Annotated in this window: 17 protein-coding genes; 11 read left to right on the forward strand and 6 right to left on the reverse strand. The window is 71.5% G+C overall.

Going from position 1 to position 26,152, the window contains the following annotated elements; genetic code table 11:
• Nucleotides 1-8: 8 nt before the first annotated feature.
• Together ACFQPS_RS05770 and ACFQPS_RS05775 are read right to left on the reverse strand one after the other, a co-directional pair.
• On the reverse strand, nt 9-905 hold the full coding sequence (locus ACFQPS_RS05770) for a transporter substrate-binding domain-containing protein (protein WP_377357213.1): 897 nt from the start codon (nt 903-905) through the stop codon (nt 9-11).
• Between the two features lie 121 nt (nt 906-1,026).
• Nucleotides 1,027-1,908: a transporter substrate-binding domain-containing protein gene (locus ACFQPS_RS05775; RefSeq protein ID WP_377357214.1), complete on the reverse strand. Its 882-nt coding sequence runs from the start codon at nt 1,906-1,908 to the stop codon at nt 1,027-1,029.
• A 282-nt stretch (nt 1,909-2,190) separates the two neighbouring features.
• On the opposite strand from ACFQPS_RS05775, the gene ACFQPS_RS05780 reads away from it, so the two are divergent.
• Entirely contained in the window at nt 2,191-4,569 is a 2,379-nt protein-coding gene (locus tag ACFQPS_RS05780) for a sodium:solute symporter family protein (RefSeq protein ID WP_377357216.1), read from the forward strand.
• A 194-nt stretch (nt 4,570-4,763) separates the two neighbouring features.
• The gene (locus ACFQPS_RS05785; RefSeq protein ID WP_377357218.1) at nt 4,764-6,362 is read left to right on the forward strand and encodes a maltoporin; all 1,599 of its coding nucleotides are present in this window, start codon (nt 4,764-4,766) and stop codon (nt 6,360-6,362) included.
• 22 nt (nt 6,363-6,384) lie between these two features.
• On the opposite strand, the gene ACFQPS_RS05790 is transcribed toward ACFQPS_RS05785, so the two are convergent.
• A complete protein-coding gene (locus ACFQPS_RS05790) occupies nt 6,385-7,494 on the reverse strand; it encodes a COX15/CtaA family protein (protein ID WP_377357219.1) in 1,110 nt (369 codons plus the stop codon).
• Nucleotides 7,495-7,857: 363 nt separating this feature from the next.
• Between ACFQPS_RS05790 and ACFQPS_RS05795 the strand changes: the two genes are divergently transcribed.
• Both ACFQPS_RS05795 and ACFQPS_RS05800 read left to right on the forward strand, forming a co-directional pair.
• Nucleotides 7,858-12,729 (forward strand): NAD-glutamate dehydrogenase, encoded by a 4,872-nt coding sequence (locus ACFQPS_RS05795; protein WP_377357220.1) that lies wholly within the window; start codon nt 7,858-7,860, stop codon nt 12,727-12,729.
• A 179-nt stretch (nt 12,730-12,908) separates the two neighbouring features.
• A complete protein-coding gene (locus ACFQPS_RS05800) occupies nt 12,909-14,012 on the forward strand; it encodes an alkene reductase (RefSeq protein WP_377357222.1) in 1,104 nt (367 codons plus the stop codon).
• Between the two features lie 67 nt (nt 14,013-14,079).
• Here ACFQPS_RS05800 and ACFQPS_RS05805 read toward each other — a convergent pair whose 3' ends face one another.
• Nucleotides 14,080-16,074: a transglycosylase domain-containing protein gene (locus ACFQPS_RS05805; RefSeq protein WP_377357224.1), complete on the reverse strand. Its 1,995-nt coding sequence runs from the start codon at nt 16,072-16,074 to the stop codon at nt 14,080-14,082.
• Between the two features lie 293 nt (nt 16,075-16,367).
• Between ACFQPS_RS05805 and ACFQPS_RS05810 the strand changes: the two genes are divergently transcribed.
• Nucleotides 16,368-17,090 carry an endonuclease V gene (locus ACFQPS_RS05810; protein WP_377357226.1) on the forward strand — a complete coding sequence of 241 codons (723 nt, stop codon included), beginning with the start codon at nt 16,368-16,370 and terminating at the stop codon, nt 17,088-17,090.
• Between the two features lie 26 nt (nt 17,091-17,116).
• Here ACFQPS_RS05810 and ACFQPS_RS05815 read toward each other — a convergent pair whose 3' ends face one another.
• On the reverse strand, nt 17,117-18,814 hold the full coding sequence (locus tag ACFQPS_RS05815) for a methyl-accepting chemotaxis protein (RefSeq protein ID WP_377357227.1): 1,698 nt from the start codon (nt 18,812-18,814) through the stop codon (nt 17,117-17,119).
• A 250-nt stretch (nt 18,815-19,064) separates the two neighbouring features.
• Between ACFQPS_RS05815 and ACFQPS_RS05820 the strand changes: the two genes are divergently transcribed.
• Nucleotides 19,065-19,529: a hypothetical protein gene (locus ACFQPS_RS05820; RefSeq protein ID WP_377357228.1), complete on the forward strand. Its 465-nt coding sequence runs from the start codon at nt 19,065-19,067 to the stop codon at nt 19,527-19,529.
• A gap of 32 nt (nt 19,530-19,561) precedes the next feature.
• Here ACFQPS_RS05820 and ACFQPS_RS05825 read toward each other — a convergent pair whose 3' ends face one another.
• Nucleotides 19,562-21,091: an acyl-CoA synthetase gene (locus tag ACFQPS_RS05825; protein WP_377357229.1), complete on the reverse strand. Its 1,530-nt coding sequence runs from the start codon at nt 21,089-21,091 to the stop codon at nt 19,562-19,564.
• 263 nt (nt 21,092-21,354) lie between these two features.
• On the opposite strand from ACFQPS_RS05825, the gene motA reads away from it, so the two are divergent.
• From motA to ACFQPS_RS05850, 5 genes are all read left to right on the forward strand, one after another.
• On the forward strand, nt 21,355-22,215 hold the full coding sequence (gene motA / locus ACFQPS_RS05830; protein ID WP_377357230.1) for a flagellar motor stator protein MotA: 861 nt from the start codon (nt 21,355-21,357) through the stop codon (nt 22,213-22,215).
• A gap of 275 nt (nt 22,216-22,490) precedes the next feature.
• Complete coding sequence (locus tag ACFQPS_RS05835; RefSeq protein ID WP_377357232.1) at nt 22,491-23,072, forward strand: DUF2087 domain-containing protein; 582 nt, start codon at nt 22,491-22,493, stop codon at nt 23,070-23,072.
• 131 nt (nt 23,073-23,203) lie between these two features.
• Entirely contained in the window at nt 23,204-24,034 is an 831-nt protein-coding gene (locus tag ACFQPS_RS05840; RefSeq protein ID WP_377357233.1) for an enoyl-CoA hydratase/isomerase family protein, read from the forward strand.
• A 180-nt stretch (nt 24,035-24,214) separates the two neighbouring features.
• Nucleotides 24,215-24,919 (forward strand): orotate phosphoribosyltransferase, encoded by a 705-nt coding sequence (locus ACFQPS_RS05845; protein WP_377357235.1) that lies wholly within the window; start codon nt 24,215-24,217, stop codon nt 24,917-24,919.
• A 226-nt stretch (nt 24,920-25,145) separates the two neighbouring features.
• Nucleotides 25,146-26,018, forward strand: coding sequence for a manganese catalase (locus ACFQPS_RS05850; protein ID WP_377357237.1), 873 nt, complete (start codon nt 25,146-25,148; stop codon nt 26,016-26,018).
• Nucleotides 26,019-26,152 lie beyond the last annotated feature (134 nt).

Here is a 26,152-nt window from a genome sequence, read left to right on the forward strand (position 1 = left end):
CGCCGGCCTCAGTGCGCCGCGCTGGCGGGCGCGTCGGGCGCGTCGGGCGGGGCCGCGGCGGGCGGCGGGGCGGAGACGTCGGCCCCGAACCACTTCACCGCCAGGGCGCGCAGCGTGCCGTCGGCCTGCATGGCGGCCAGCGCGCCGTCAAGCTGCTGGCGCAGCTCCACGTCGCCCTGGCGCACGGCGATGCCGATGCCCTCGCCCACCGGGCCGCCCTCGATGGCAGGACCGGCGACGGTGGTGTCCTTGCCCTCCTCGCTGGCGAGGTAGGGCTCCACCACGACGGAGTCGGCCAGCCCGACATCCAGTCGCCCGGTGGCCAGATCCAGCACCAGGTTCTCATGCGTGTCGTAGCGCCGGACGGTGGCGCCGGGGGCAAGCCGCGTGTCGGCGAACTCGGCCGCCGTGGTGCCGCTCTGCACCCCGACCGAACGGCCGGCCAGGGCCTTGGCGATGCGGTCCAGCGCCGCCTGCTCCTCCGCGTCCAGCGTGTCCAGGGTGATCAGGGCGGGGCCGCCCTCCAGCCCCTCGGGCACGCGCCCGGCGGGGGCGAAGAAGCGCAGGGGCGTGCTGACATAGGGGCGGGTGAAGGCGACGACGCGCCGGCGCTCGCCGGTGACCGTCATGCCGCCGGTGATGGCGTCGTAGCGGTCGGCCAGCAGCCCCGGGATGATGCCGTCCCAGCTCTGGGGGATGATGTCGCAGCGCTGGTCCAGCCGCCGGCAGATCTCCCGCACCACGTCCATGTCGAAGCCGACCAGGGTGCCGGTCGTATCGACGGAGACGAAGGGCGGATAGGCGCTCTCCGTGGCGACGCGGATGGGCGTGCCGGCCGCCTGCGGCGCCTGGGCGCCGTCCTGCCCGCCGTCCCCGCAGGCCGCGAGCAGCAACACGGCCATCATCCCCAGCGTCCGCCGACCCAACATCCCCATGTCCTCCGATTACTCCCCCTCCGACCGGAGGGGGTGCGTGCGGGCGGAGTTTCGGGGTCCGCCCCCACCCCGTCAAGCCGTGGCAGGAGCCTCAGCGCGTCCCGGCCGGCATCGAGGCGTCGAAGCCGAACCACTGCTCCGACAGGCGCTTGAGCGTGCCGTCCTGCTGCATCGAAGCCAGCGCCCCGTTCAGCGCGTCCAGCAGGGCGGGTTCGTTCTGGCGGATGGCGATGCCCATGCCGCGGCCGAACAGCCCGCCATCGAAGCCGGGGCCGAAGAAGCTGGCGTTGCGCCCTTCCGGGCTGTCCAGGAACGCCTCCCAGGCCGAGGCGTCGGCCAGCCCGGCGTCGATGCGCCCGGCGGCAAGGTCCATCGACAGGTTCTCCTGGGTGTCGTAGCGGCGCACGCTGACCGTGTCGGCCAGGTACTGGTCCAGGAAGTTGGCGTGGATGGTGGCGCTCTGCACGCCCACCGTCCGGCCCTTCAGCCGCTCCCGCAGCGTCGCCAGCGCCGCCTTCTCGGCCTCGTCCAGGTCGGTCAGGTTGACCCGCTCCAGCCCGGTGTCGGTGTCCTGCAACGGGCTGTCGTTCAGGGCGACGAAGTAGGCGGGCGTGGTGGCGTAGCCCTGGGTGAAGGCAACGACCCGCTCGCGTTCCTCGGTGATCGACATGCCGGCGGCGATGGCGTCGTACTTGCCGGTCTGGAGGCCGGGGATGATGCCGTCCCAGTTCTGGGCGACGATGCGGCACTCCACCTTGATCCGGGCGCAGACCTCGCGGGCCACGTCCACGTCGAAGCCGGTCAGGTTCCCGGCCGCGTCCGTCATGTTGTAGGGCGGATAGGCGCCTTCCGTGGCGATCCGCAGGGGGTCCGGCACGGGCCGGTCGGCGCCCTGCCCGTCGGACTGCTCGCCGCAGGCGGCAAGCACCAGGACGGAGGCCGCGGCCAGCCCCCGGACAAACCAAGACGTCATTCTGCTTCGCGCTCCCCGCGGCCCGTCGCCGGCGGTGTGGCCTGCCGGCTTTCTTCTGTGGGGGCAGTTTCGTCGCGCCGCACACGGCCCGTCAAGCGTGCCGCTCCCCTCCCGGTCGCCGCTGCGGCCCGTCCCGCCCGGAAGGGGTAGCCGGGGCGCAATCGGTGCAGGGCGGGTGCGCCGGCCGGAATAGAAGCCGCCAGCGCCGGTTGCCCCCGTCCGACAAGGCCGGCCGAACGAAAGAACCGGGCCGGCGGAACGGCTTGGGAGGGCCATTCCAGCATGATCGACCTGCTCATCGTCCTGGCGTTCGTCGTGTACGCGATCGGTTCCGGTCTGCGCGCACGCCATGCCGCCTCACAGAACCTCCAGGAATACTTCCTGGCCGGAAAGACCATTCCGGGCTGGAAGTCCGGCATGTCCATGGCGGCGACGCAGTTCGCGGCCGACACGCCGCTGCTGGTCACGGGCCTGATCGCCACCGCCGGCGTCTTCGCGCTCTGGCGGCTCTGGGTCTACGCCCTGGCCTTCCTGCTGATGGCCTACGTCTTCTCCAGCGCCTGGCGGCGCGGCGGCGTGCTGACGGACGCCGAGCTGACGGAGACGCGCTACAGCGGCCGCGGCGTGCTGCCGCTGCGCGTGCTCAAGGCCTTCTACTACGGCACGGTCATCAACTGCATCGTGCTGGCCATGGTGCTGGTGGCGGCCATCCGCATCGCCGAGGTGTTCCTGCCCTGGCACGACTGGCTGCCCGGCGGGATCTACGACCCCATCGTCGGTTTCGTCCAGGCCATCGGCCTGCAACTGGGGGAGAGCGTCACCGGCCTGCCGCCGGAGGTCGCCACCACCAACAACCTGATCTCCATCCTGCTGACGCTGGCCTTCACCGCGACCTATTCCACCACCGGCGGCCTGCGCAGCGTCATCAACACCGACGTGGTGCAGCTTGTCCTCGCGCTGGTGGGGACGGCCGTCTACGCCTGGATCGTGCTGGACCATGTCGGCGGCTTCGGGGCGCTGAGCGACCGCGTGGTGCAGCTCTACGGCGAGGAGAAGGCGAACGAGATGCTGTCCTTCGGCCCGGTCGGGGCGGCGGACATCATCATGCCCTTCCTCGTCATCATCAGCCTGCAATGGTTCTTCCAGATGAACTCGGACGGCACGGGCTATCTCGCCCAGCGCTCCATGGCCTGCCGCACCGACAAGGATGCGCGTATCGCCGGCGTGCTGTTCACCTGGACCCAGATCTTCGCACGCAGCCTGTTCTGGCTGGTGATCGCGGTCGGGCTGCTGATCGTCTACCCCTTCACCCCGCAGGAGGCGGCGGGCGACGGCTTCACCGCGCAGCGGGAAATCCTGTTCGTCACCGGGGTGAACGAGCTGCTGCCGCCGGGCGTGCGCGGGCTGATGCTGACCGGCCTGCTGGCGGCGCTCGCCTCCACCGTGGACACGCATCTGAACTGGGGGGCGGGCTACTGGAGCAACGACATCTACGACCGGCTGATCTGCCGGCACTGGCGGCGGCGCGAGCCGACGGGGCGCGAGCTGGTGGTGGTCGCGCGCCTGTCCAACCTGCTGATCCTGACCTTCGCCCTGGTCATCATGGCCAATCTGGGCTCGATCCAGACGGCGTGGTTCATCTCCCTGCTGTTCGGCGCCGGCATGGGCTCGGTGCTGGTGATGCGCTGGCTGTGGGAGCGGATCAATCTGTGGTCGGAGCTGGCGGCCATGGCGGCATCGCTGATCGTCGCGCCGATCCTGCTCTTCAGCATGGGCACTGATCCGGCCGACGAATGGGTGCGGCTGCTGATCATGGCGGTGGCGACCACCGGGGCCGCCGTCGCCATCACCTTCGTCACCCCGCCGACCGACCGCAAGACCCTGCTGGCCTTCTATGAGCGGGTGCAGCCCTACGGCTGGTGGGGCAGGACGGCGGCCCTGGCCGGCGACCGGCCGGGGGCGCCGTTGCAGGCCCTGCGCCTGCGCGCCCAGTCGCTGCTGGTGACGGCGGCGTCGCTGTTCTTCCTGCTGCTGGGCACCGGCCGGCTGCTGGTCCAGGCGCCCGACGCCAACCCGTACTGGAGCTGGGCCTTCGTCGCCGTCGGGCTGGCCCTGGTGCCGCTCTGGTGGCGCGACGTGGCGCGGGAGGATGCGGAGATCGACCGCTCGGCCACGCCGGAGGACGTGCAGGTGGACGACCGCGCCCTGCTGCGCTCCGAGGGCGGGCTGATGGAATCCCTGCGCCTCTTGGCGACGCACATGCGCCTCGTCTACGGCATGGACACCAGGGTGGAGAGCCACGGCGTGGACGAGGTGACGGAGGAGGGGCGGCGCATCCTGCTGTTCGAGGTGGTGCAGGACCTGCTCATCCACATGGCCGGCCCGACCTGCACGGGTCCGGTGCACATCGTCGTCGGCTGCGACGGCTCCTTCTACCGGATCGACATCGTGCTGGGGACGCCGGTCGATTTCGGGGCGCCGGTGCGCGCGGCGGTCGGTCCCGGCCGCATCGCCACGCTCGACGTGCTGGAGCGGGCGGCGGAGCGGCTGGGCCATGTCTGCGGCCGGTTCGAGGCGCTGCCCGACCGCCGGCGGGCGGAACGGCTGGTGCTGACGGCGCACCGGACGGCGGTGCAGCCGGTCGCCCGCGCAGCCGAATAGCGGCGTCGTCCCGCTCCCGGCGGGCCCGGCCGCCGGGAGCGACATCCGCCTGTCCCGCCGGGGCTGGCCGCCGGGGTTGGCCGCCGGGGTTGGCCGCCGGGATCAACTTCCACCTGTCCGTCGTTGCGCCTGCATCGGCACGGGAACCGACGGGCGCCAGACCCGACGGGTGCAAAGAACGACAGGGGGGAACCATGACGCCAGACGAAACCGCCAGGGCCGCGCGCCGTCCCCGGGGCCTGCCGGCGGCGGCGTTCACGCTCGCGCTGTGCCTCGGTGTCCAGGTCGCCGGGCCCGGGGAAGCGCAGGCCCAGGCCGCCGGCGCCGCGACGGACGCCGCCGCCCAGGACGATCTCCAGAAACGCCTCGCCTATCTCCAGGGGCTGCGCGAACGCAACCTCATCACGGCCGAGGACTACACGCTCTATCGCCGGCGCATCCTGGACGAGGTGTCCAGCCGCGCCGGGCCGGTCGCCGGCCCCGCCGTGCCGCCGGACCGCGCCAACGGCCCGATGGTGCAGCAGCGGCCCTCGAAGCCCTCGGCCGCCGGGTTCATGAGCCGGGACAAGGGCCTGCCCGGCCTGTTCGACGACTACGCGCTGGACTTCTCCGGCTATCTGCGCGCCGGCCTGGGCGGCAATGCCGAGGGCGGCGACCAGGTCTGTTTCCAGTTGCCTGCTGCGCGCTCGAAGTACCGCCTGGGCAACGAGTGCGAGGTCTACAGCGAACTCCAGTTCGATGCGCTGGTGAAGGAGAGCAAGAGCGGCGCCCGCTTCAGCCTGACCACCCTGCTCGCCTATGTAGTCGAGGGCGAGGGCGACTTCGAGACGACCGATCCGGCCTTCCGGCAGGCCTGGGTGGGGGCGCAGAACCTTTTCGGCGGCGCCTGGGAGAACGCCATCTTCTGGGGCGGCAAGCGCTTCTACAAGCGCAACGATGTCCACATCATCGACTTCTACTACTGGGACGCCACCGGCATGGGGGCGGGGGTGGAGGACATCGACCTCGGCTGGGGCAAGCTCTCCTATGCCTGGTTCCGCAATTCCGAGGACGATTTCGACAGCTTCGACATCCGCGACAGCCTGGGCAGCATCCGCACCATCACCGACGCCCGCATCCAGGTGGTGGACCGGGCCGTCAGCCGCCACGACCTGCGGCTGACCGACATCAAGGTCAATCCCGGCGGCACGCTGATGGTCGGCGGCGATGTCCGCGTCTCGGAGGAAAGCCGCGACGGCTTCGACGGCAAGGGCGGCTTCTTCCTCAACGTGCAGCACAACCAGACGGGCGTCCTGGGCGGCAGCAACGCCCTGACCTTGCAGTACGGCCAGGGGGCGGGCGCCACGCTCTCCAACATCCCCGACGACACGCTGGGGGCCGGCGTGAAGACGTACCGGGTGATCGACCAGTTCAACCTGTCCCGGCTGGGCGCCTTCTCGGCCCAGGCGGTGGTGCTCTACGAGCATCAGGCCGGGGCCGCGGAGGAGAGCCGGCGCGACTGGTTCAGCATCGGCGGCCGCCCGACCTGGCACTACAACGAGAACGTGGCCGTGGCGCTGGAGATCGGCCACGACCGGGTGATGCCGGAGATCGGCAGCACCCAGACCCTGACCAAGGTCACCCTCGCCCCCATGCTGACGGCGGGGGGCGAGTTCTTCGACCGGCCGCAGCTCCGCCTGTTCGTCACCTACGCCGACTGGAACCGGGCGGCGCGGGACGCGGGGCTGGTCGGCGCCGGCGACGGCGACACGCACGACATCACCTTCGGCGCCCAGATCGAGGCGTGGTGGTAGCGGACCCGCAGGGGGCCGGCGCTCAGCGGGGCGCCGGCATCTCCGGCAGGGACGTGTCCGGCCGGGGCATCTCTGGTTGGGGCCGCAGCAGGTGCAGGGTCCAGACCAGCAGCCCCGTCAGCACCAGGGCACCCCCCTGGTGCGCCGTCGCCAGGGGAATCCAGACGACGCTCAGCAGCGTGGCGATGCCCAGCCCGACCTGCGCCACGGTGGCCGCGGCCAGCCCGGCGGCGACGCCGCGCAGCCGCGTTCCGCCTCCCGTCCGCCATGCCCGCCACGCCAGGGCCAGCACGACCAGCGCCGTGACCACGGCCACCCAGCGGTGGACGAACTGCACGGCGGCCGTGTTCTCCAGCAGGTTCAGCCAGGCCGGCGTCAGGGTCCACATCTCCGCCGGGGCCAGGGTGCCGCCCATCAGCGGCCAGGTGTTGTAGGCCAAGCCGGCATTGATGCCGGCGACGAAGGCACCCCAGACGACGGTGACGCCCAGCAGCGCCAGCGCCGCCCAGGCGTGCGGCCGCAGCCGCCGTGCGGCCGGCTGCGGCGTCGGCGCCGGGTCCAGCAGGCCCAGCGCCACCTTCAGCAGCGCGGCATAGATCAGGAAGGCCATGCCCAGATGCAGCGCCAGCCGGTAGTGGCTCACGTCGGTGCGTTCCGTCAGGCCGGACTGCACCATGAACCAGCCGATGAAGCCTTGCAGCCCGCCCAGCAGGAACAGGCCGACCAGCGTCGGCACCAGCGCCCGCGACACCTGTCCGCGGACCCAGAACCAGACGAGCGGCAGCAGGAAGACGACCCCGATCAGCCGGCCCCAGAGGCGGTGCAGCCACTCCCAGAAATAGATGCCCTTGAACTCCTCCAGCGACATGCCGCGCTTCAGAAGCTGGTATTCGGGGATCTGGCGGTACTTCTCGAACTCGGCCAGCCACTGTGCCTCGCTCAGGGGCGGCAGGGCGCCGGTCACGGGCTTCCATTCGGTGATGGACAGCCCGCTCTCGGTCAGCCGGGTGATGGCGCCGATGATCGCCATGGCGAAGACCATGCCGGCGCAGACCAGCAGCCAGACGGCGACGGCGCGCGGCGCGGGGGGGTGGCCGCGGTCGGCGGCGGGGCTCAGGGACAGGCTGGTCACGGGCGGCAGGCCTCGGCCGGACGGGGACGGGGTGAGCGCCATATGGGAGCGCGCCCCCGCCGCGGCCAACCCTCTCCAGGAGGGCCTCCCCGTCCGGGGCTTCCGTCCGCGTCTTCCGCCCGCGTCGCGGCCGGCGGTGACGCCGCGGAGCCGGACCGGCCGTCGGGAGGGACGGAAAATTATCGCCGGCGGGACCGGGCGGAAATGCCGCAACCCCCGGCCGCCGCCGCCGGCATGTCCGTTGCGTTCGTACCGACCCCGCCCACAGGATACTACGCGGCCGCGCCGATTCCTGTAATGGTGGTCACAGCTTACATCAAGGTCCGCCGGCCAAGAATGCGGGCCTGACAAGGGAGTGATGCCATGGCGCTCAGACTGGAGCAGCGCAAGGTGGAGCTGACGGAACAGGTGGTGGGGCGGGTGCGCGACCGGCTGGCGCGGGAGAAGGCCGCCACCGCCGAGCGCTTCGTCCGGCAGTTCTATGCGAACGTGCCGCCGGACGACATCCTGCGCAGCAGCGCCGACGAACTGTACGGGGCCGCGCTGGCGATCTGGCAGTTCGGCGCGCGCCGCCGCCCGGGCGAGGCCCTGGTGCGGGTGCTGAACCCGCGGGTGGACGCCGACGGCTGGCACACCGCCCATACGGTGGTGGAGATCGTCAACGACGACATGCCGTTCCTGGTGGACAGTGTCTCCGCCGAGCTGAACCGGCACGGTCTTGCCGTGCATCTGGTCATCCATCCGGTGGTCCGGGTCGGGCGCGATGCCGACGGCCGCCTGCTGGAGCTGTACGAGCCGCACGCCGCCCCGACCGACGCGGTGGCCGAGAGCTACATGCATATCGAGGTGGACCAGCAGTCCGGTCCCGAGCTTCTGGAGACGTTGCGCGACGGCATCGCCCGCGTGCTGGCCGACGTGCGCGCCGCCGTGGCCGACTGGGCGGCGATGCGCGCGCGGGTGCGCGATACCCTGGCCGAGGCGCAGGCGAACCCGCCGCCCCTGCCGGCGGACGAGGTGCGCGAGGGCCTGTCCTTCCTGCGCTGGATGGAGGAGGACCACTTCATCTTCCTGGGCGCGCGCGAATACCGCTTCGGCGAGGACGGCGGCGAGCAGACGCTGGACGTGCAGCGCGGCGCCGGGCTCGGCATCCTGCGCGACGACGACATCTCCGTGTTCGACGGGCTGCGCAACTTCTCCCATCTACCGCCGGAGGTCCGGGCCTTCGTGCGGCAGCCGCGCCTGCTGATGGTCAGCAAGTCGAACCGGCTCTCCACGGTCCACCGCTCGACCCCGCTCGACGCCGTGATGGTCAAGCTGTTCGACGCCGAAGGGAAGGAGGTGGGGGAGCGCCTCTTCTGCGGTCTGCTGACCAGCACCGCCTACAACCGCTCCGCCCGCGACATCCCCTTCCTGCGCCAGAAGGTGGCCCGCACGGTCGAACGCTCCGGCTTCGATCCGCGCGGCCATGACGGCAAGGCGCTGGTCCACATCCTGGAGACCTTCCCCCGCGACGAGCTGTTCCAGATCGGCGAGGACGAGCTGTACGAGATCGCGCTGGGCGTCCTGCATCTCCAGGAACGCCAGCGCGTCGCCCTGTTCGTGCGCAAGGACCCGTTCGGCCGCTTCGTCTCCTGCCTCGTCTACGTTCCGCGCGACCGCTACGACACCGACCTGCGCCGGCGCATGCAGGCGCTGATCGAGCGCGCCTATGGCGGCAGTGCGACCAAGGTCAACGTGACCCTGGCGGAAAGCGTGCTGGCGCGGGTCCATTTCATCGTCAGCACCACGCCCGGGCAGGTGCCCGAGGTGGACCCGGCGGAGCTGGAGCGCCAGCTCATCGAGGCGGCGCGCGGCTGGCAGGACCGCTTGCAGCACGCCCTGGTGGAGGCGAAGGGGGAGGCCGTCGGCATCCAGCTCTGCCGCCGCTACGCCCCGGTCCTGCCCGCCAGCTACCGCGAAACCTACAGCGCCGCCGAGGCGGTGGCCGACATCGACCGGTTCGAGCAGGTGATGGCCGGCGATCCCGTCGCCCTCAACCTCTACCGTCCGGTGGCGGCGGAGCCGGACGAGCTGTGCTTCAAGGTCTACCAGCGCGACACGCCGGTGGAGCTGTCGCGCATCCTGCCGGTGCTGGAGGATCTGGGCCTGCGCATCCTGGCCGAGGGCGGTCCGTTCGAACTGGCCCCCGCCGACCGGCCGGAGGGCGCCCCTGCCCGCCCGCTGGTGATCCAGGACTTCCAGATGCGCACGGCCGACGGCCGCGCCGTCGATCTGGAGAAGACGAAGACCGCCTTCGAGGATGCCTTCCTGCATGCCTGGACCGGCGAGGCCCAGTCCGACGGGCTGAACCGGCTGGTGCTGGGCGCCGGGCTGACCTGGCGCGAGGTGGCGGTCTTCCGCGGCTATGTGAAGTACCTGAAGCAGGCCCGCTTCGACTTCACCCAGGAATACATCGAAGAGACGCTGGCGGCGCACGCCGACATCACCCGCCGGCTGTTCGACCTGTTCCGCACCACCCACGATCCGGCCTTGCGCGCCACGGTCGGCGTGGCCGAGGTGGACAGCCGGCGCATGGGCCTGATCCTGGAGATCGACCATGCCCTGGACCGGGTGACGAACCTGGACCAGGACCGCATCCTGCGCCGGCTGCTGAACCTGATCCGCGCCACCCTGCGCACCAACTTCTTCCAGAAGGGGCCGGACGGGCAGCCGAAATCCTACATCTCCTTCAAGCTGGACAGCCGGTCGATCGACGACCTGCCGCTGCCGCGGCCCTGGGTGGAGATCTGGGTCTACAGCCCGCGGACGGAGGCGATCCACCTGCGCGGCGGCAAGGTCGCCCGCGGCGGCATCCGCTGGTCCGACCGCAAGGAGGATTTCCGCACCGAGATCCTGGGCCTGCTGAAGGCCCAGATGGTCAAGAACGCGGTGATCGTGCCGGTCGGCTCCAAGGGCGGCTTCGTCGTCAAGAATCCGCCGCCCGCCGCGGCCGGCCGCGAGGCCCTGATGGCCGAGGTGGTCGAGTGCTACCGGACCATGATGCGCGGCCTGCTGGACCTCACCGACAATCTGGTGGCGGGGGAGGTGGTGCCGCCGGTGGACGTGGTCCGGCTGGACGGTGACGACCCCTATCTGGTGGTCGCCGCCGACAAGGGCACGGCCACCTTCTCCGACATCGCCAACGCCGTCAGCCGCGACTACGGCTTCTGGCTGGACGATGCCTTCGCCAGCGGCGGCTCCGCCGGCTACGACCACAAGAAGATGGGCATCACCGCCCGCGGCGCCTGGGAAAGCGTGAAGCGCCACTTCCGCGAACTGGGGACGGACACCCAGGCGGAGGACTTCACCGTCATGGGCGTGGGCGACATGTCGGGCGACGTGTTCGGCAACGGCATGCTGCTGTCGCGCCACATCCGGCTGGTCGGCGCCTTCGACCACCGGCACATCTTCCTGGACCCCGATCCCGACGCGGCGCGGGGCTGGGAGGAGCGCCGGCGCCTGTTCGAACTGCCGCGGTCGAGCTGGGCCGACTACGACCGCTCCCTCATCAGCGAGGGCGGCGGCGTCTTCGAGCGCAGCGCCAAGTCCATCGGGCTGACGCCGCAGATCAAGGCGCTGCTGGGCCTGACCGTGGACCGGCTGACCCCGGCGGAGCTGATGCAGGCGATGCTGCGCGCGCCGGTGGACCTGCTCTGGTTCGGCGGCATCGGCACCTATGTGAAGTCCGCCGACGAGACGAACGCCGATGTCGGCGACAAGGCGAACGACGCCCTGCGCGTCAGCGCCCGCGAGCTGCGCGCCAAGGTGGTGGGCGAGGGGGCGAACCTGGGCGTCACCCAGCGCGGCCGCATCGAGGCGGCGCTGGCCGGCGTGCGGATCAACACCGACGCCATCGACAATTCCGCCGGCGTGGACACCTCCGACCATGAGGTGAACATCAAGATCCTGCTGCGCGACGTGATCGACCGCACCGGCATGGACCTCCCGGAGCGCGACACGCTGCTGTCCGGCATGACGGACGAGGTGGCGCGGCTGGTGCTGGACGACAACTACAAGCAGACCCAGGCGCTGACCGTGGCCCAGGCCCGGGCGGCGGAGACGCTGGAGGACCATGCCCGCTTCGCCCGCCATCTGGAGAAGGCCGGGCGGCTGCACCGGGCCATCGAGTTCCTGCCCGACGACGACGAGGTGGCGGCCCGTGCCCAGCGCAGGCTGGGGCTGACCCGGCCGGAACTGGCCGTGCTGCTGGCCTATGCCAAGATCGACCTGTACGACAAGCTGCTGGCGTCCGAGCTGCCGGACGATCCGCGCATGGTCCGCGACCTGGAGCGCTATTTCCCCAGCGCCCTGCGCGACCGCTTCCCCGACGCCATCGAGCGCCACCGGCTGCGGCGGGAGATCATCTGCACCGTGGCGACCAACGCCATGGTCAACCGCGTCGGCCCGTCCTTCGTCTGGGAGATGACGGAGCAGACCGGCCAGCGCGAGGGCGACGTGGCCCGGGCCTACATCGCCGTGCGCGACGCCTTCGCCCTGCGCGCCGCCTGGGAGGGGATCGAGGCGCTGGACACCCGCGTCCCGGCCCAGGTGCAGACGGCCATGGTGCTGGAGACGCACCGGCTGATGCGCCGGGCCGTGCCCTGGCTGCTGCTGAACGGCCACCATCCGCTGGACATCCGCGCCGAGGTGGAGCGGCTGGCCCCGGTGGTGGAGGACCTGGCCGGGTGTCTGGCCGAGGTGCTGGGGGGCGACGATCTGGCGAAGCGGCAGGCGGCGCTGGCGGCCGAGGGCGTGCCGGCCGCCCTGGCCGCGCGCATCGCGGCCCTGCCGGTGCTGGCCAGCGCGCCGGACATCGCGCAGATCGCGGCGGAGAGCGGCCGGCCGGTGGTGCGCGAGGTGGCGGCCGTCTACTTCGCCCTGGGCGAACGGCTGGGCTTCGACTGGCTGCGCGACCGCGCCGCCGGGATCGTCGCCGCCAACCACTGGCAGCGTCAGGCCGTGGCCGCCATCGTGGACGACCTCTGGTCGTTGCAGGCCCGGCTGGCGGCCCGCGTGCTGGCCGGCGGCGGCGACGGCGGCGGCCGCGACGCCCTGATGGACGCCTTCGCCGCCACCTGCCCCGGCCCGATGGAACGGCTGCACGGGCTGTTGCAGGAACTGCACACCTCGGCCAGCGTGGACCTCGCCATGCTGGCGGTGGCGGTGCGCCAGCTCCGCGGCCTGCTGGCGGCCTGACGCCGCCTGAGGGGCGCGCCTGTGGGGAAGACGGGGGACGCGGGTCGGCGTCCCCCTTTACTTTACCGATCGGTACATTAAATCCTGGCGCGCGGGTGCCGTCCCCGGTCCCGCACGCGGACCCGCGATCTTACCCTGCCGGACCCCACCGGACCCCCGTCCCCGAACCGGAACCGACCATGAGCGACACCACCCTGTTCACGCCCGTGCGCCTGGGCGCGCTGGACCTGCCCAACCGCTTCGTGATGGCGCCGCTGACCCGCTCCCGGGCCGTCGCGGGCAACGTGCCGAACCCCTTGGCGGTGACCTACTACCGCCAGCGCGCGACGGCCGGCCTGATCATCGCGGAGGCGACGCAGGTCACGCCCGAGGGCCAGGGCTATCCCGACACGCCCGGCCTCTACACTGACGCGCAGGTCGCCGGCTGGCGCGCCGTGACCGACGCCGTCCACAAGGCCGGCGGCCGCATCGTCGTGCAGCTCTGGCATGTCGGCCGCGTCTCGCACCAGAGCTACCAGCCCGGCGGCGCCCTGCCGGTGGCGCCCAGCGCCATCAGCCCCGGCATCAAGCTCTACACCCACCAGGGGCTGGTCGAGGCCCCCACCCCGCGCGCCCTGGAGATCGACGAGATCCCCGGCATCGTCGGGAAGTTCGCCGCCGCCGCCGCCCGCGCCCGCGAGGCCGGCTTCGACGGGGTGGAGATCCACGCCGCCAACGGCTACCTGATCGACCAGTTCCTGCGCAGCGGCTCCAACGCCCGCACCGATGCCTATGGCGGCAGTGTCGAGAACCGCGCCCGCCTCCTGCTGGAGGTGACGGCCGCGGTGACGGACGTGCTGGGCGGCGACCGGGTGGGCGTGCGCCTCTCGCCCACCAATACCGTCAACGGCATGTCGGACGCCGACCCGGCGGCCACCTTCGGCCATGCCGCCGCGGCGCTGAACCGTTTCGGGCTGGCCTATCTGCATGTCATCGAGCCGCTGCGCGACGACCACCCGATGAGCCCGAAGGGCACCGCCCGCGTCTGCCGGCAGCTCCGGCAGGCCTTCACCGGGCCGTTCATCGTCAATGGCGGCTACGACAAGGCGACGGCCACGCGCGCCCTGGCGGACGGGCAGGCCGATGCGGTCGCCTTCGGCGTGCCCTTCATCGCCAACCCGGACCTGGTCGAGCGCTACCGCCTGGACGCGCCGCTGAACGAGGCCGATCCCGCGACCTTCTACGGTGGCGGGGAGAAGGGCTACACGGACTATCCGTTCCTGTCGCAGCTCCAGACGGCCTGAGGCCCGCCGACCCGACCGTCAACCGGCGGCCCTCAGCGGCCGCCGGTGGCGGAATGTCCGGCGGCCCTCAGCGGCCGCCGGTCAGGCGCTCCAGCAGCTCACCGATGGACCGGGCGGGCGGGGCGGGGGCAACCGCTTCCTCCGGCGTGCGCTCCGCCACCATCGGTTCCGGCACGGCCCGGCCCGGGCCGCCGTCCAGCCCCGGCAGATCGCGCGGCGGCAGCCCGGTGTGGGCGGCCATCATGACGTCGTGCCAGAGCCGCGCCGGCAGGGTGCCGCCGGTGATCCGCTTCATCGGCGCGCCGTCGTCGTTGCCCATCCAGACCCCGGCCACCAGATCGGCGGTGAAGCCGACGAACCAGGCGTCGCGGTAGTCCTGCGTCGTGCCGGTCTTGCCGGCGGCCATGCGGTCCAGCCGGGCGGCGCCGCCCGTGCCGTAGGCGATGGGCGCCAGCAGCAGCCGGGTCATCGCCGCCACTTCCGGCCCGGAGACGGCATAGCCCGCGCCGGAGCCGCGGCGCTGGTACAAGAGCTGGCCGTTGGCGTCGCGGATCTCCAGGATGGCGTAGGGCATCACCGCCCGGCCGCGGTTGGCGAAGGTGGCATAGGCGCCGGTCAGCTCCAGCAGCGTCACCTCGCTGGTGCCCAGCGCCAGCGACAGGTCGCGCCGCATGGTCGAGGTCAGGCCCAGCCGGCGGGCCACGCTGATGGCGTTGTCCACGCCCGACGCTTCCAGCAGGCGCACGGTCGCCGTGTTCACCGAATGGGCCAGGGCGTCGCGCAGGGTGATCTCGCCGCGGTACTTGCCGTCATAGTTCTCCGGCGCCCACTTGCCCTTGCGGTAGGGCGCGTCCATCACCGTCGAGGTCTCTGTCCAGCCCATCTCCAGGGCGGAGAGGAAGACCACCGGCTTGAACGCCGATCCCGGCTGGCGCAGGGCCTGGGTGGCGCGGTTGAACTGGCTCTCGCCGTAGTCGCGGCCGCCTACCAGGGCCTTCACGGCCCCCTCCGGCGTCATCACCACCACGGCCGCCTGCCCGACCCGCGCCTCGGCCCCCGGACCGCGCAGCAGGGCGGCCACATGGCTTTCCGCGGCGCGCTGGATGGCCGGATCGAACGAGGTGTAGACGACCAGATCGCCATGGTCGGGGCCGACGAAGGCGGCCACCTGGTCGGCGACCCAGGCGGCGAAGTAGCGGCCCTCGCCCTCGCTGCCCGGCTTGCGCCGCGGCACCGGCGGGATGTCCAGGGCCGCCCGCATCTCCGCCTCGTTGATGTAGCCCTGGTCCAGCATGGCGCGCAGCACCACCTCCGCCCGCTCCAGGGCGCGGTCGGGGTTGGCGGCGGGCGTATAGCGCGACGGCGCCTTGAGAAGGCCGGCGATCACGGCGGATTCGCGCAGCGTCAGTTCCGTCGCCGGCTTGTTGAAGTAGGTCCGGGCGGCGGCGTCCACGCCATAGGTGCCGGCCCCCAGATAGACCCGGTTCAGATAGGCGGTCAGGATTTCCTGCTTGCTGTAGCGGCGCTCCAGCCAGACGGCCAGCAGCGCCTCCTGCACCTTGCGCTTCAGGGTCTGGTCCGGCGTCAGGAACAGGTTCTTGGCAAGCTGCTGGGTGAGCGTCGAACCGCCCTGCACCACCCGCCCGGCGCGGTAGTTGGTCACCGCGGCGCGGGCGATGCCGATCGGGTCCAGCCCGAAATGGCTCCAGAACCGCCGGTCCTCCGTGGCGATCACGGCATTGACCAGATGCGGCGGAAGCTGCGTCACGTCCACCGTGGCGCCGCGCAGGTCGCCGAAGCGGGCGAAGGGCGCGCCGTCCGCCGCCACCAGGGTCACGGCCGGCCGCCGCTCCACCTGCACGGCGCCGCTCACGTCCGGCAGGTCGTGCGCGAACCAGGCCACGGTGAACAGGCCGGCCATGAAGACCCAGATCGACGCCACCACGGCGGTCCGCAGCAGGATGCCGGGCCAGCGCCGTCCGGGCCGGCGCGGCACCGGCCGTTGCGGCGGCGGCGGGGCGGGGCGGGGCGGCGGGCGGAGGGGAGGGACGGGTGTGCTCACGGGCGGGTCGGGTTCCGTGCAGGCGGGCGCCGGGGCTGAACGCTGCTGAACGATAGGGTCGCGGCGGTGCCGGCGGAAGCCTCGGCCGCAAATGCCGGCGACACTGTGGCGCGGCTGCCGCAGCGTCCGCCCGGCAGAGGTGGCAGGCGAAAGCGGCGAGACTACGGCGCCGGCATGAAAGCCCGGTGAAGGTCACCGCCCGCCGGGGTTCTCCCCCTTCTTCTCCGTCCTTCCCCCTCCGGCGGTTTCCGGGCCAGACTGGGCGGACCCCGCCCGCCGCCCGTTCAGCCCGTATGGACCTGCCCGAGATTCCTGCCGACTGGCTCACCCCGCCCGATCTCGCCACCGCTGCCCGGGTCCAGCGCGAGCTGGCCGGGCGGGTGGTGCCGCACGGCCCGGACGGGCCGGTCCGCACCGTCGCCGGGGTGGATGTCAGCCAGTTCGGCCGCGACCCCTCGGGCCGTGTCTTCGCCGCCGTCGTCCTGCTGGACGCCGCGACGCGGGAGACGCTGGAGGTGGGCACGGCGATGCGGGTGGCGCCGATCCCCTACGTGCCCGGCTTCCTGGGCTTCCGCGAGGTGCCGGCGCTGCTGGCGGCGTTCCAGGCGCTTTCGCGCCCACCCGATCTGGTGCTGGTGGACGGGCACGGCATCAGCCACCCGCGGGGCCTGGGCATCGCCGCCCATCTCGGCGTGCTGCTCGACCTGCCCGCCATCGGCGTCGCCAAGAGCATCCTGGTCGGCGCCCCGGCGGGCGAGCCGGGTCCGGGGCGGGGCAGCCGGGTGCCGCTGGTCTGGCAGGGGCGGACGATCGCCACCGTGCTGCGCAGCAAGGACAGGGTGGCGCCGCTCTATGTCAGCACCGGGCATCGGATCGACGGGGAGACGGCGGTGGACTGGACCCTGCGGCTGGGCGGGCGCTACCGCCTGCCGGAACCGACCCGCCGCGCCCACGAAGCCGCGAACGCCTTCCGCCGCGCCTGGGGGTCGGGCGCGGCGGAAGGGTCGGACGACTGACGCGGAGGGCGACTGACTCGGAGGTGTCAGGCCGCGCGCACGGTGCCGAGGAAGCCGTCGACCTGTCGGCGCAGGATCTCCGACTCGCGGGCCAGCCCGCCGGCCGTGCCCTGCACCTGGGTGGCGGCGGAGCCGGTCTCCTCGGCGGCGTGGGTGACGCCGGAGATGTTGCTGGAGACTTCCGAGGTGCCGGCCGCCGCCTGGGCCACGTTGTTGGCGATGTCGCGGGCCGCGGCCTGCTGCTGCTCCACCGCGCTGGCGATGATGGTGGAGATCTCGCTCATCCGGCCGATGGTCCTGAAGATCGCCTGGATCGACTTCACCGCCTGATCGGTCGAACTCTGGATGCCGTCGACCTGCGATCCGATCTCCTCCGTCGCCTTCTGGGTCTGCAAGGCCAGCGCCTTGACCTCGCTCGCCACGACGGCGAAGCCCTTGCCCGCCTCCCCGGCGCGCGCCGCCTCGATGGTGGCGTTCAGCGCCAGCAGGTTGGTCTGCTGCGCGATGGTGTTGATCAGCTCCACCACGGCGCCGATGCGCTGGGCCGTGTCGGCCAGGGTGTGCATCGTTTCGTCGGTCAGCTTCGCTTCCCGCACCGCCTGATCGGCGATCTGGCTGGAGCTGGCGACCTGCCGGGCGATCTCGTGGATGGAGGTGGACAGTTCCTCCGTCGCGCTGGCGACCGTGTTGACGTTGACGCTGGCCTGTTCCGCGGCGCTGGCGACGGCCGTCGCCTGCCGCGTCGTCTCCTCGGCGGTGGCGCCCATGGCCTGGGCGGCGGCCTCCATCTCCGTGGCGGCGGCGGCGACGGCCTCGACCACGCCCTTCACGCTGCGCTCGAACTCGCCGGCCATGCGCAGCAGGGCCTCGCGCCGCTGCCGTTCGGCGGCCGCCTTCTGCTCCGCGGCTTCCGCCTCCATCCGGCGCATGGCAAGGCCGTTCTCCTTGAACACCTGGAGCGCGCGGGCCAGCGTGCCGACCTCGTCGCGGCGTTCGGTGCCCACCACCTCCAGCGTCAGCACGCCGCCGGCGATGGTCTGCATGGCGGCGGCCATCCGCGCCAGCGGCCCGACCACGAAGACCAGGACGATCCAGGCCATCATGCCCAGCCCGATCACGAGGCCGAAACCGGAAACCAGCATGACACGCGACGCGACGGTGTCCGCCAGGGCGTTCGTCTCGGCCACCGTGCGGTCCATGTCGGCGGTGGTCAGGCCCACGACCGTGTCGGCCAGTTCCTCGGCCTTCAGCCGCAGCATCCGGACGACGGTGGCGGACTGGGTCGCGGCCTCTGCATCACGGTTTTCCATGGCAAGGGTCACGGTCCGCGCCGCGCCATCCCGGAAGGCGGCGACCGCGTCGCGCAGGGCCTCGTTGCCGACCCGGCGCTGCGGCGTGCTGCTCATCGCCACCAGTTCCTCGGCGGCGTCCAGGGCGGCCTTGGAGGCGGTTTCGAAACTCTGCCGCGCCGCCTGCTTGGCGGCGATCTCCGACTCGATGATGACGTTCTTCTCGGCCACGGTCGCTTCGTTCAGGCGGGCGACCACGATCAGGGCCAGGGCCTGCCGTTTGGCCACACCCTCGATCGCGGCATTGGAGGCCGTGTTGAGCTGGCGCACCCCGGCATGACCCTGCCAGCCGACGGCGACCAGCACGGCAACCAGGACGATCATGGGGATCGCCAGTTTTCCGAGCAGGGGAAGATTGTTGAGCGTGCGAACCATGGCTGTGCTCCTTTCCCGTCACGGCAGCGGACCGCCGTTTCGCACGACTCTCGATAGTATAGGTTGATGAAGGATTAACCCCTTGGTCGTCATCAAGTGATCAGTCTGGGCTGCGGCGACGCACCACGCCCATCTCCTGCGCGCCAGGCATGTTCCGTCGCGGAAGCCCGGCGGCATCGGCGGGAAACCGCCTTTCCGCAAGGTCCGGGCTGCGCCGGAGACAGGGCGCCATCAGTGAAGAGGACACGCGATGCTGTTCCACGCCTCGATTCCCGCGGACGATCCCGCCCTGGCCGCCGGCGTGCTGGCCAGTCTGACCCGCGGCCGCTCCTTTCCCTTCCCGTCGGTGCCGGGGGGCTTCGTCGTCTTCTGCGGCGAAGGCGGCGGGCACCTGCTGGAGGTCTATCCCTCCGGGGCCGCACTGAAGCCCACCCGGACCGGGGCCGTGACCGAGGCGGTGGAACCGGCCGAGCTGAACGAGGTCCACCTCGCCCTGGGCGTGCCGCTGTCGCGGGCGGAGGTGGAGGCCGTGCTGACGCGGGCAGGCTGGTCCGGCCGGGTCTGCGACCGCGGCGGCGTCTTCCAGGTGATCGAGCTGTGGATCGACAACCGCTTCCTGATCGAACTGCTGACACCGGAGATGCAGGCCGCCTACACCGCCGCCATGACGCCGGAGAAGTGGAAAGCCTATCTCGGGCTGCGCGCCGCGGCCTGATCGGGTGGCGGCACGCCGCCCTGCATCCGGGGTCAGATCGCCCGGCCGGTCCCGCGCCAGTAGGGTTCGCGCAGCTTGCGCTTGAAGATCTTGCCGCTGTCCTCCCGGGGCAGGCTGTCGCGTAGCTCGATCCGCTTCGGCACCTTCACTCCGGCCAGCCGCTCGCGCAGCCAGGTGCGGATGTCCTCCGCCGTCAGGTCCACGCCGTCCTCGGCCTGCACCACGGCCATCATCGCCTCTCCCAGATCGTCGTCGGGGATGCCGAAGCAGGCGCAGTCCTGCACGCCGGGCATGGTGATCAGGGCATGCTCGATCTCCGCCGGATAGAGGTTCACCCCGCCGGAGATGACCATGTCGCGCTTGCGGTCGCAGAGATAGAGATAGCCCTCGGCATCGAAGTACCCGACATCGCCCGAGGTGATCAGCCCGTCATGTTCCACCTCGCGGCGGCGCTCCTCCAGCCCGTGATAGGTGAAGTCGGGCATGTGCCGGTGCCGGCTGTAGATCTCCCCCGGCGTGCCGGGCGGCACCGGCCGCCTCTGGTCGTCCAGGATGCGGACCTCCACGTCGGGCGGCGGCTTGCCCACGGTGCCGGGGTGGCGCAGCCATTCTTCCGCGGTGACGAAGGTGACCGTCGCCGCCTCGGTCGAGGCGTAGAACTCGTTGATGACCGGCCCCCACCACGCGATCATCGCCCGCTTCACGTCGGGCGGGCAGGGCGCGGCGGCGTGCAGCACGAAGCGCAGCGAGCTGACATCGTAGCGCCGCCGCACCTCGTCGGGCAGCTTCAGCAGCCGCACGAACATGGTCGGCACCAGATAGAGATGCGTGATCCGGTGCCGCTCGATCAGCCGCAGCAGATCCTCCGGGTCGAAGCGGGGCTGCAACACCAGCAGCCCGCCCTCGCGCAGCACCGACAGGCCATAGGCGTTCGGCGCCGTGTGGTAGAGCGGGGCCGCCATCACGCTGCGCACCGGGCCGTCGATGCCGAACACCAGCACCCGCATGCGGTTGACCAGCTCGTATTGCGCCGGCGTCGGCGGCAGCCGGCGCACGCCCTTGGGCCTGCCGGTGGTGCCGCTGGTGTAGATCAGGCTGGCCGGCGGCAGTTGCGGCGGCCGGTCCCAGGGGGCGTGCGCGGCCAGGAAGTCCTCCCACCCCGTCATGCCCGGCGGCACGGCGGCCTCTACCGGCGCCACGCCGTGCGCGGCCTGGATCTCCGGCGGTGTCGGCACCACCAGCACGGGGATGTCGGCCGGCAGGGCGGTTCCGATCTGCGGGATCAGGTCGGCATGGATCACCAGCGCCTTGGCGCCGCAGTCCTGCAGGATGTGGGCCGCCTCGTCGGCCCGGTAGTGGAAATTGACGGGCGTGGCATAGGCGCCCAGGTCGCCCGCCGCCAGCGACGCCTCCAGCAGCGGGAAGTCGTTGCGCAGCATCAGTGCCACCGCGTCGCCGCGTCCCACCCCCAGCGCATCGAACCCGCGGGCCGCGCGCAAGGCGCGCAGCCGAAGCTCTTGCAGCGACAGCGCGCGGTCGCCGCTGACCAGTCCGGCCTGCATCCGTTTCCTCCCTGACCGATTATCGTTGTCCCGCTCTGGTGGCGGTCGGGGCAGTGTAGCGCACGGCGGCCAGGGGCGGCGCCGGACCGGGACCGGCCTGTCCGCTGCACGGGTGCGGCCCGGCGGGCCGCGGGGGGCCGGGAAGGCGGACGGGGAGCGGGAACCGGATTCTCACCGCCGCACCCCGATAGATGGGATTTGACAAACCCTTCCTTTACCATCGACCTTTAGACCGGGAGTGATGCAGCCACCCGGGGTAGTCCATGTTTCCCGCCATCGGCCTGTTCGGCGTCTTCTTCTGCGTCTTCGGCGGATACATCATCTTCGGCGGCAAGATCGGCATCATCGTGGAGGCCCTGCCGAAGGAGGTGATGATCATCGGCGGCTCCGCCGTGTCGTCCTTCCTGATCGCGAACAGCTCGCACGTCATCAAGAAGTCGATGGCGGACATCAAGCGCATCTTCGGCGGCGCGCGTTTTCACAAGAAAGAATACATGGAGCTTCTGTCGCTCCTGTACCAGATTCTCAAGACGATGAAGACCAAGGGTGTTCTCGCCATCGAGCAGCACATCGAAAAGCCGATGGAGAGCAACATCTTCAATGCTTATCCCAGCATCATGAAGGACCCCTTCACGGTCAAATTCATTGCCGATTACCTGCGCATGTTCTCCATCGGTGTGGACAATCCGCACGAGATGGAGTCCCTGATGGAGCAGGAGATCGAGAAGGCGAAGCACGAGGATCTGCACTCCTCCCACGCGCTCCAGACCATGGCGGACGCCATGCCGGCGCTCGGGATCGTCGCGGCGGTGCTGGGCGTCATCAAGACCATGGCATCGATCAACGAGCCGCCGGAGGTGCTGGGCAAGCTGATCGGCGGCGCCCTGGTCGGCACCTTCATGGGCATCTTCCTCTCCTACTGCATCGTGGCGCCCATCGCCTCGCGGCTGAAGGCCATCACGGAGGAGGAGATGCAGTTCTACATGGTCATCCAGGCGGCCATCACCGCCCACCTCGCCGGCTACGCGCCGCAGGTCTCGATCGAGGCGGCGCGCAAGAAGGTGCCCAGCGACTACATGCCGGACTTCAACGAGCTGGAAGAGGCGCTCTCGGCCATCAGTTGAGGCGGGCGGGATCAGGCGGGCGGGAACAGGGGGGCGGCGGCCGCGGCCGTCGCCGCCGGTTGAATCCGGCCGCCCGCCGCGCTATGCTCCGCCCCGGTCGGCAGTTCACCCAGGCGTCGCCATCCCGAAAGGGAATGCTGAACCTGCCATCATCCGCTTCGACGGACACGCGCTTCCACGGCCATCCTTGACCCGTGCCGCGTCGCAAGGGCGACCCCGACAGGTCCCATCGGTGGGCAGACCCGCCGCAGGACAGGCACGTCCGGGGATACGCCATGACCAAGCTCGACATACCCTTCCTTGCCGATGACATCTCCGCCGTGGCGAAGTCGCTGCGCGTCCAGCTCGGCGCCGCCGGGCAGCCGCCCGGCCATTGCGAGATGCTGAACATGCTGGCGCGCTCCGCCGGCTACCGCAACTTCCAGCACTACCGCGCCCAGATCGAGGCGCGCGACCGGCTGGCCCGCCCGCCCCTGCCGGCGCCGGCGGTGGATCATGTCCGGCTGACGCAGATCCTGCGCTGTTTCGGGCCGCAGGCCCGGCTGGCCCGCTGGCCGTCGAAGTTCAGCCACCAGGAGCCCTGCCTCTGGGTGCTGTGGTCGCGCATCCCGGCCCGCCGCACCTTCACGGAGCGGGAGGTCAACGCCCTGCTGACGGAGAACCACGATTTCGGCGACCACGCGCTGCTGCGGCGGGAACTGGTCGATCACGGGATGATGGTGCGCGCCGTCGATTGCAGCGCCTACCGGCGGGTGGAGCGGCAGCCGCCGGCCGAGGCGCTGGCCCTCATCCGTCTGCTGGCCGATGCCGGCGGCCGGACCGGGGCCCGCGCCGACGCCCGCGCCCGCGCCGGCTGACCGGCCCGCGGGCAGGGCCCCGGTGTGCCTTGCCCGCGGCCCCGGCCCTGGCGACACTGCCGCCGCAACAGGCGGCGGCCAACAGGCGGCGGCCAACAGGTGGCGGCAACAGGCGGTGGGAGAAAAAGGCCATGCAGACCGGGGCGGAGCGGGCGGAGGCCGGCGCGGACGAGGAGGTGCTGTACGCCCAGGCGGACGGCATCGCCACCATCACCCTGAACCGGCCGGACCGGATGAACACCATCTCCGGCCCCATGCTGGACCGGCTGGCCGAGCTGCTGCTGCGGGCCGACCGCGACCCGGCCGTGCGGGTGGTGGTGCTGACCGGCAGCGGCCGGGCCTTCTGCGCCGGGCTCGACCTGCGCACCGGCCTCCAGTTCGAGGCGGGCGACGGCCCCGTCGCCCCGTCCGCCACCCCCACCAGCATCGACCTGTCGCGCAGCCCGCCGACCGTGCTGCACGCCATGGACAAGCCGACGATCTGCGCCGTGAACGGGGCGGCGGCGGGTTACGGCATGGATCTGGCGCTGGGCTGCGACCTGCGGGTGATGGCGGCCTCGGCCAAGCTCTCGGCCGCCTTCTGCCGGCGCGGCGTGCTGCCGGAGTCCGGCTCGACCTGGCTGCTGCCGCGCATGGTCGGCTGGGAGACGGCGGCCGAGCTGATCTTCACCGGCCGCGTCCTGCCGGCGGAGGAGGCGAAGGCGCTGGGGCTGGTCGGCCGCGTCGTCCCGGATGCCGAGCTGCCCGCCGCCGTCGCGGCGCTGGCGCGGGAGATCGCGGACAACGCGCCGCTCGCCGTGCAGGCGGCCAAGCGCATGATGCGGATGGGTCAGAACCAGACCTTTCCGGACCATGTCCACCATGTCTATCTGCAACTGCTGACGCTGTTCGCCACCGCCGACTTCCGCGAGGGCATGACCGCCTTCCTGGAGAAGCGCAGGCCCGCCTTCAAGGGCCGCTGACGGGGGAACGGCGCCGGCAGGGACCGGGCCGACCCTATGGCCTAGTCCGATCGTAGGGGGTGGCGCGGCGGCGGACGCTCAACGGGGGATTGATCTGTCTCACCCCGGCATGGGGCGGGTGCTGCTACTGTTGGGGTGGGTTTGGACGTGAAACCGACACCATCAGGGGGGAGGCACGCCATGGTTCCCGACTATGCCGACATGGAACTGCGCAAGGAGGCCATGGCCACGGCCCGGCTGCTGCTGGACTGCGGGGCCGTGCGGTTCGACACGGGCACGACCTTCAGGATCGGCGACGGGGTGGAAAGCCCCCTGCATGTGGACGCCCGCCGCGTGCTGGCCTGGCCGGGGCCGCGCAACCGGCTGATCGATCTGGCGGTGGAGGCGATCGAGCGCGATGTCGGCGGCGACGGGCTGGACGCCATCGCCGCCTGCACGGAGGGGCAGGGGGTGCCCTTCGCCACCCTGATCGCGGACCGGCTGGACCTGCCGCTGCTCTTCGTCCGCCGCGGTCCCAGCGACGACCCGCACAAGTCTGTGGTGGAAAGCCGGGTCGAGCCGGGCTGGCGGGTGATGCTGGTGGAGCAGCTCGCCACCGACGGCCACCGCAAGGCGCGCCTGATCGCCCCGCTCCAGGAGGCCGGCGCGAACGTGCAGGAGCTGTTCGTGCTGTTCCAGTACGGCGTCTTCGACCGCATCCACGAGAACCTGTCGCCGCTGGGCGTGCGGCTGCACGCGCTGGCGACCTGGTGGGACCTGCTGGAGGTGGCGCGGGAGGGCGCCTACCTGCCGCAGGACGCGCTGGACGAGATCGACCGCTTTCTCAAGAACCCCGACCGCTGGTGCCCCTCCTGCCGCCGGGTGGAGGAGGATGACGGGGCGTAGGCGCCCGCGGGGACGGGTCCCGGGGACGGTCCCGGGCGGGACCCGCCTTCGGGGAGGCGGTGCCCCGTCTTTGCAGGGGGGAAACCCCGGAAAGCGACGGCCTGCCGGGTGACCGGCCGGGCCGCGCGCTGTTGCCTCCGCCGATGCCGGGTGCCCGACGATAGGGGGCGCGCGGCATCGCCGGCCCGGCATCCCGCCGGACCGCCCTGCACGGAGGCCCGCCCCGATGTTCATCCACCAGAACCGGCTTCAGTACCACGCCCGGCCGTCGAAGCCCGACCCGCTCTATGCCCGCAAGCTCCAGGAACTGATCGGCGGCCAGTGGGGCGAGATGTCGGTCATGCTCGGCTATCTGTTCCAGGGCTGGAACTGCCGCGGCCCCGCCAAGTACCGCGACATGATCCTGGACATCGGCACCGAGGAGATCGGCCATGTCGAGATGCTGGCGACGATGGTCGCGCGGCTGCTGGAAAGCTCGCCCGTCGAGGCGCAGGAGGATGCCGCCAAGGACTCCATCGTCGGGGCCGTGCTGGGCGGCAGCCGGGTCGAGGACGTCATCCTGGCCGGCATGAACCCGCAGCACGCCATCGTCAACGGCGGCGGGGCGGCCCCGTCGGACAGCAACGGCAATCCCTGGTCGTCGCGCTACATCGTCTCCAGCGGCAACCTGCTGGCCGACTTCCGCTTCAACGTCACGGCCGAGAGCCAGGGCCGCCTCCAGGCGACCCGCCTCTATGCCCTGACGGAGGATCACGGCGTGCGGGACCTGCTGTCCTTCCTGATCGCCCGCGACACCATGCACCAGAACCAGTGGCTGGCCGCCATCCAGGAGCTGGAGGCCGACGGGCTGGAATCGACGCCCTGCCCCTCCAGCTTCCCGCAGGAGCGGGAGCTGGGGCAGGTCGCCTACCAGTTCATGAACTTCTCGGAGGGGACGGAAAGCGCCCAGGGGCGCTGGGCCCGGGGCCGCGCGCCGGACGGGCGCGCCGATCTGGAATATGTCGCCGATCCCAAGCCCATGGGGGAGGCGCCGGAGCTGGGTCAGGTCGATCCCCGCCTGCACGGCACCCCGGCGAAGCCGGTGCCCGCCAGCACCTGACGGCCCGCGGCCTTCCCTGGATACGGCACCGCCCGCCCCGGAGGGTCCGGGACGGGCGGGTTTTCGCGTCAGCCGCCGTCGGCGGTCTTCTCACGCGCCTTCGGCGGTCTTCTCACGCGCCTTCGGCGACGGTC

The sequence above is a fragment of the Rhodocista pekingensis genome, assembly GCF_042665545.1.
GTDB lineage: Bacteria > Pseudomonadota > Alphaproteobacteria > Azospirillales > Azospirillaceae > Rhodocista > Rhodocista pekingensis.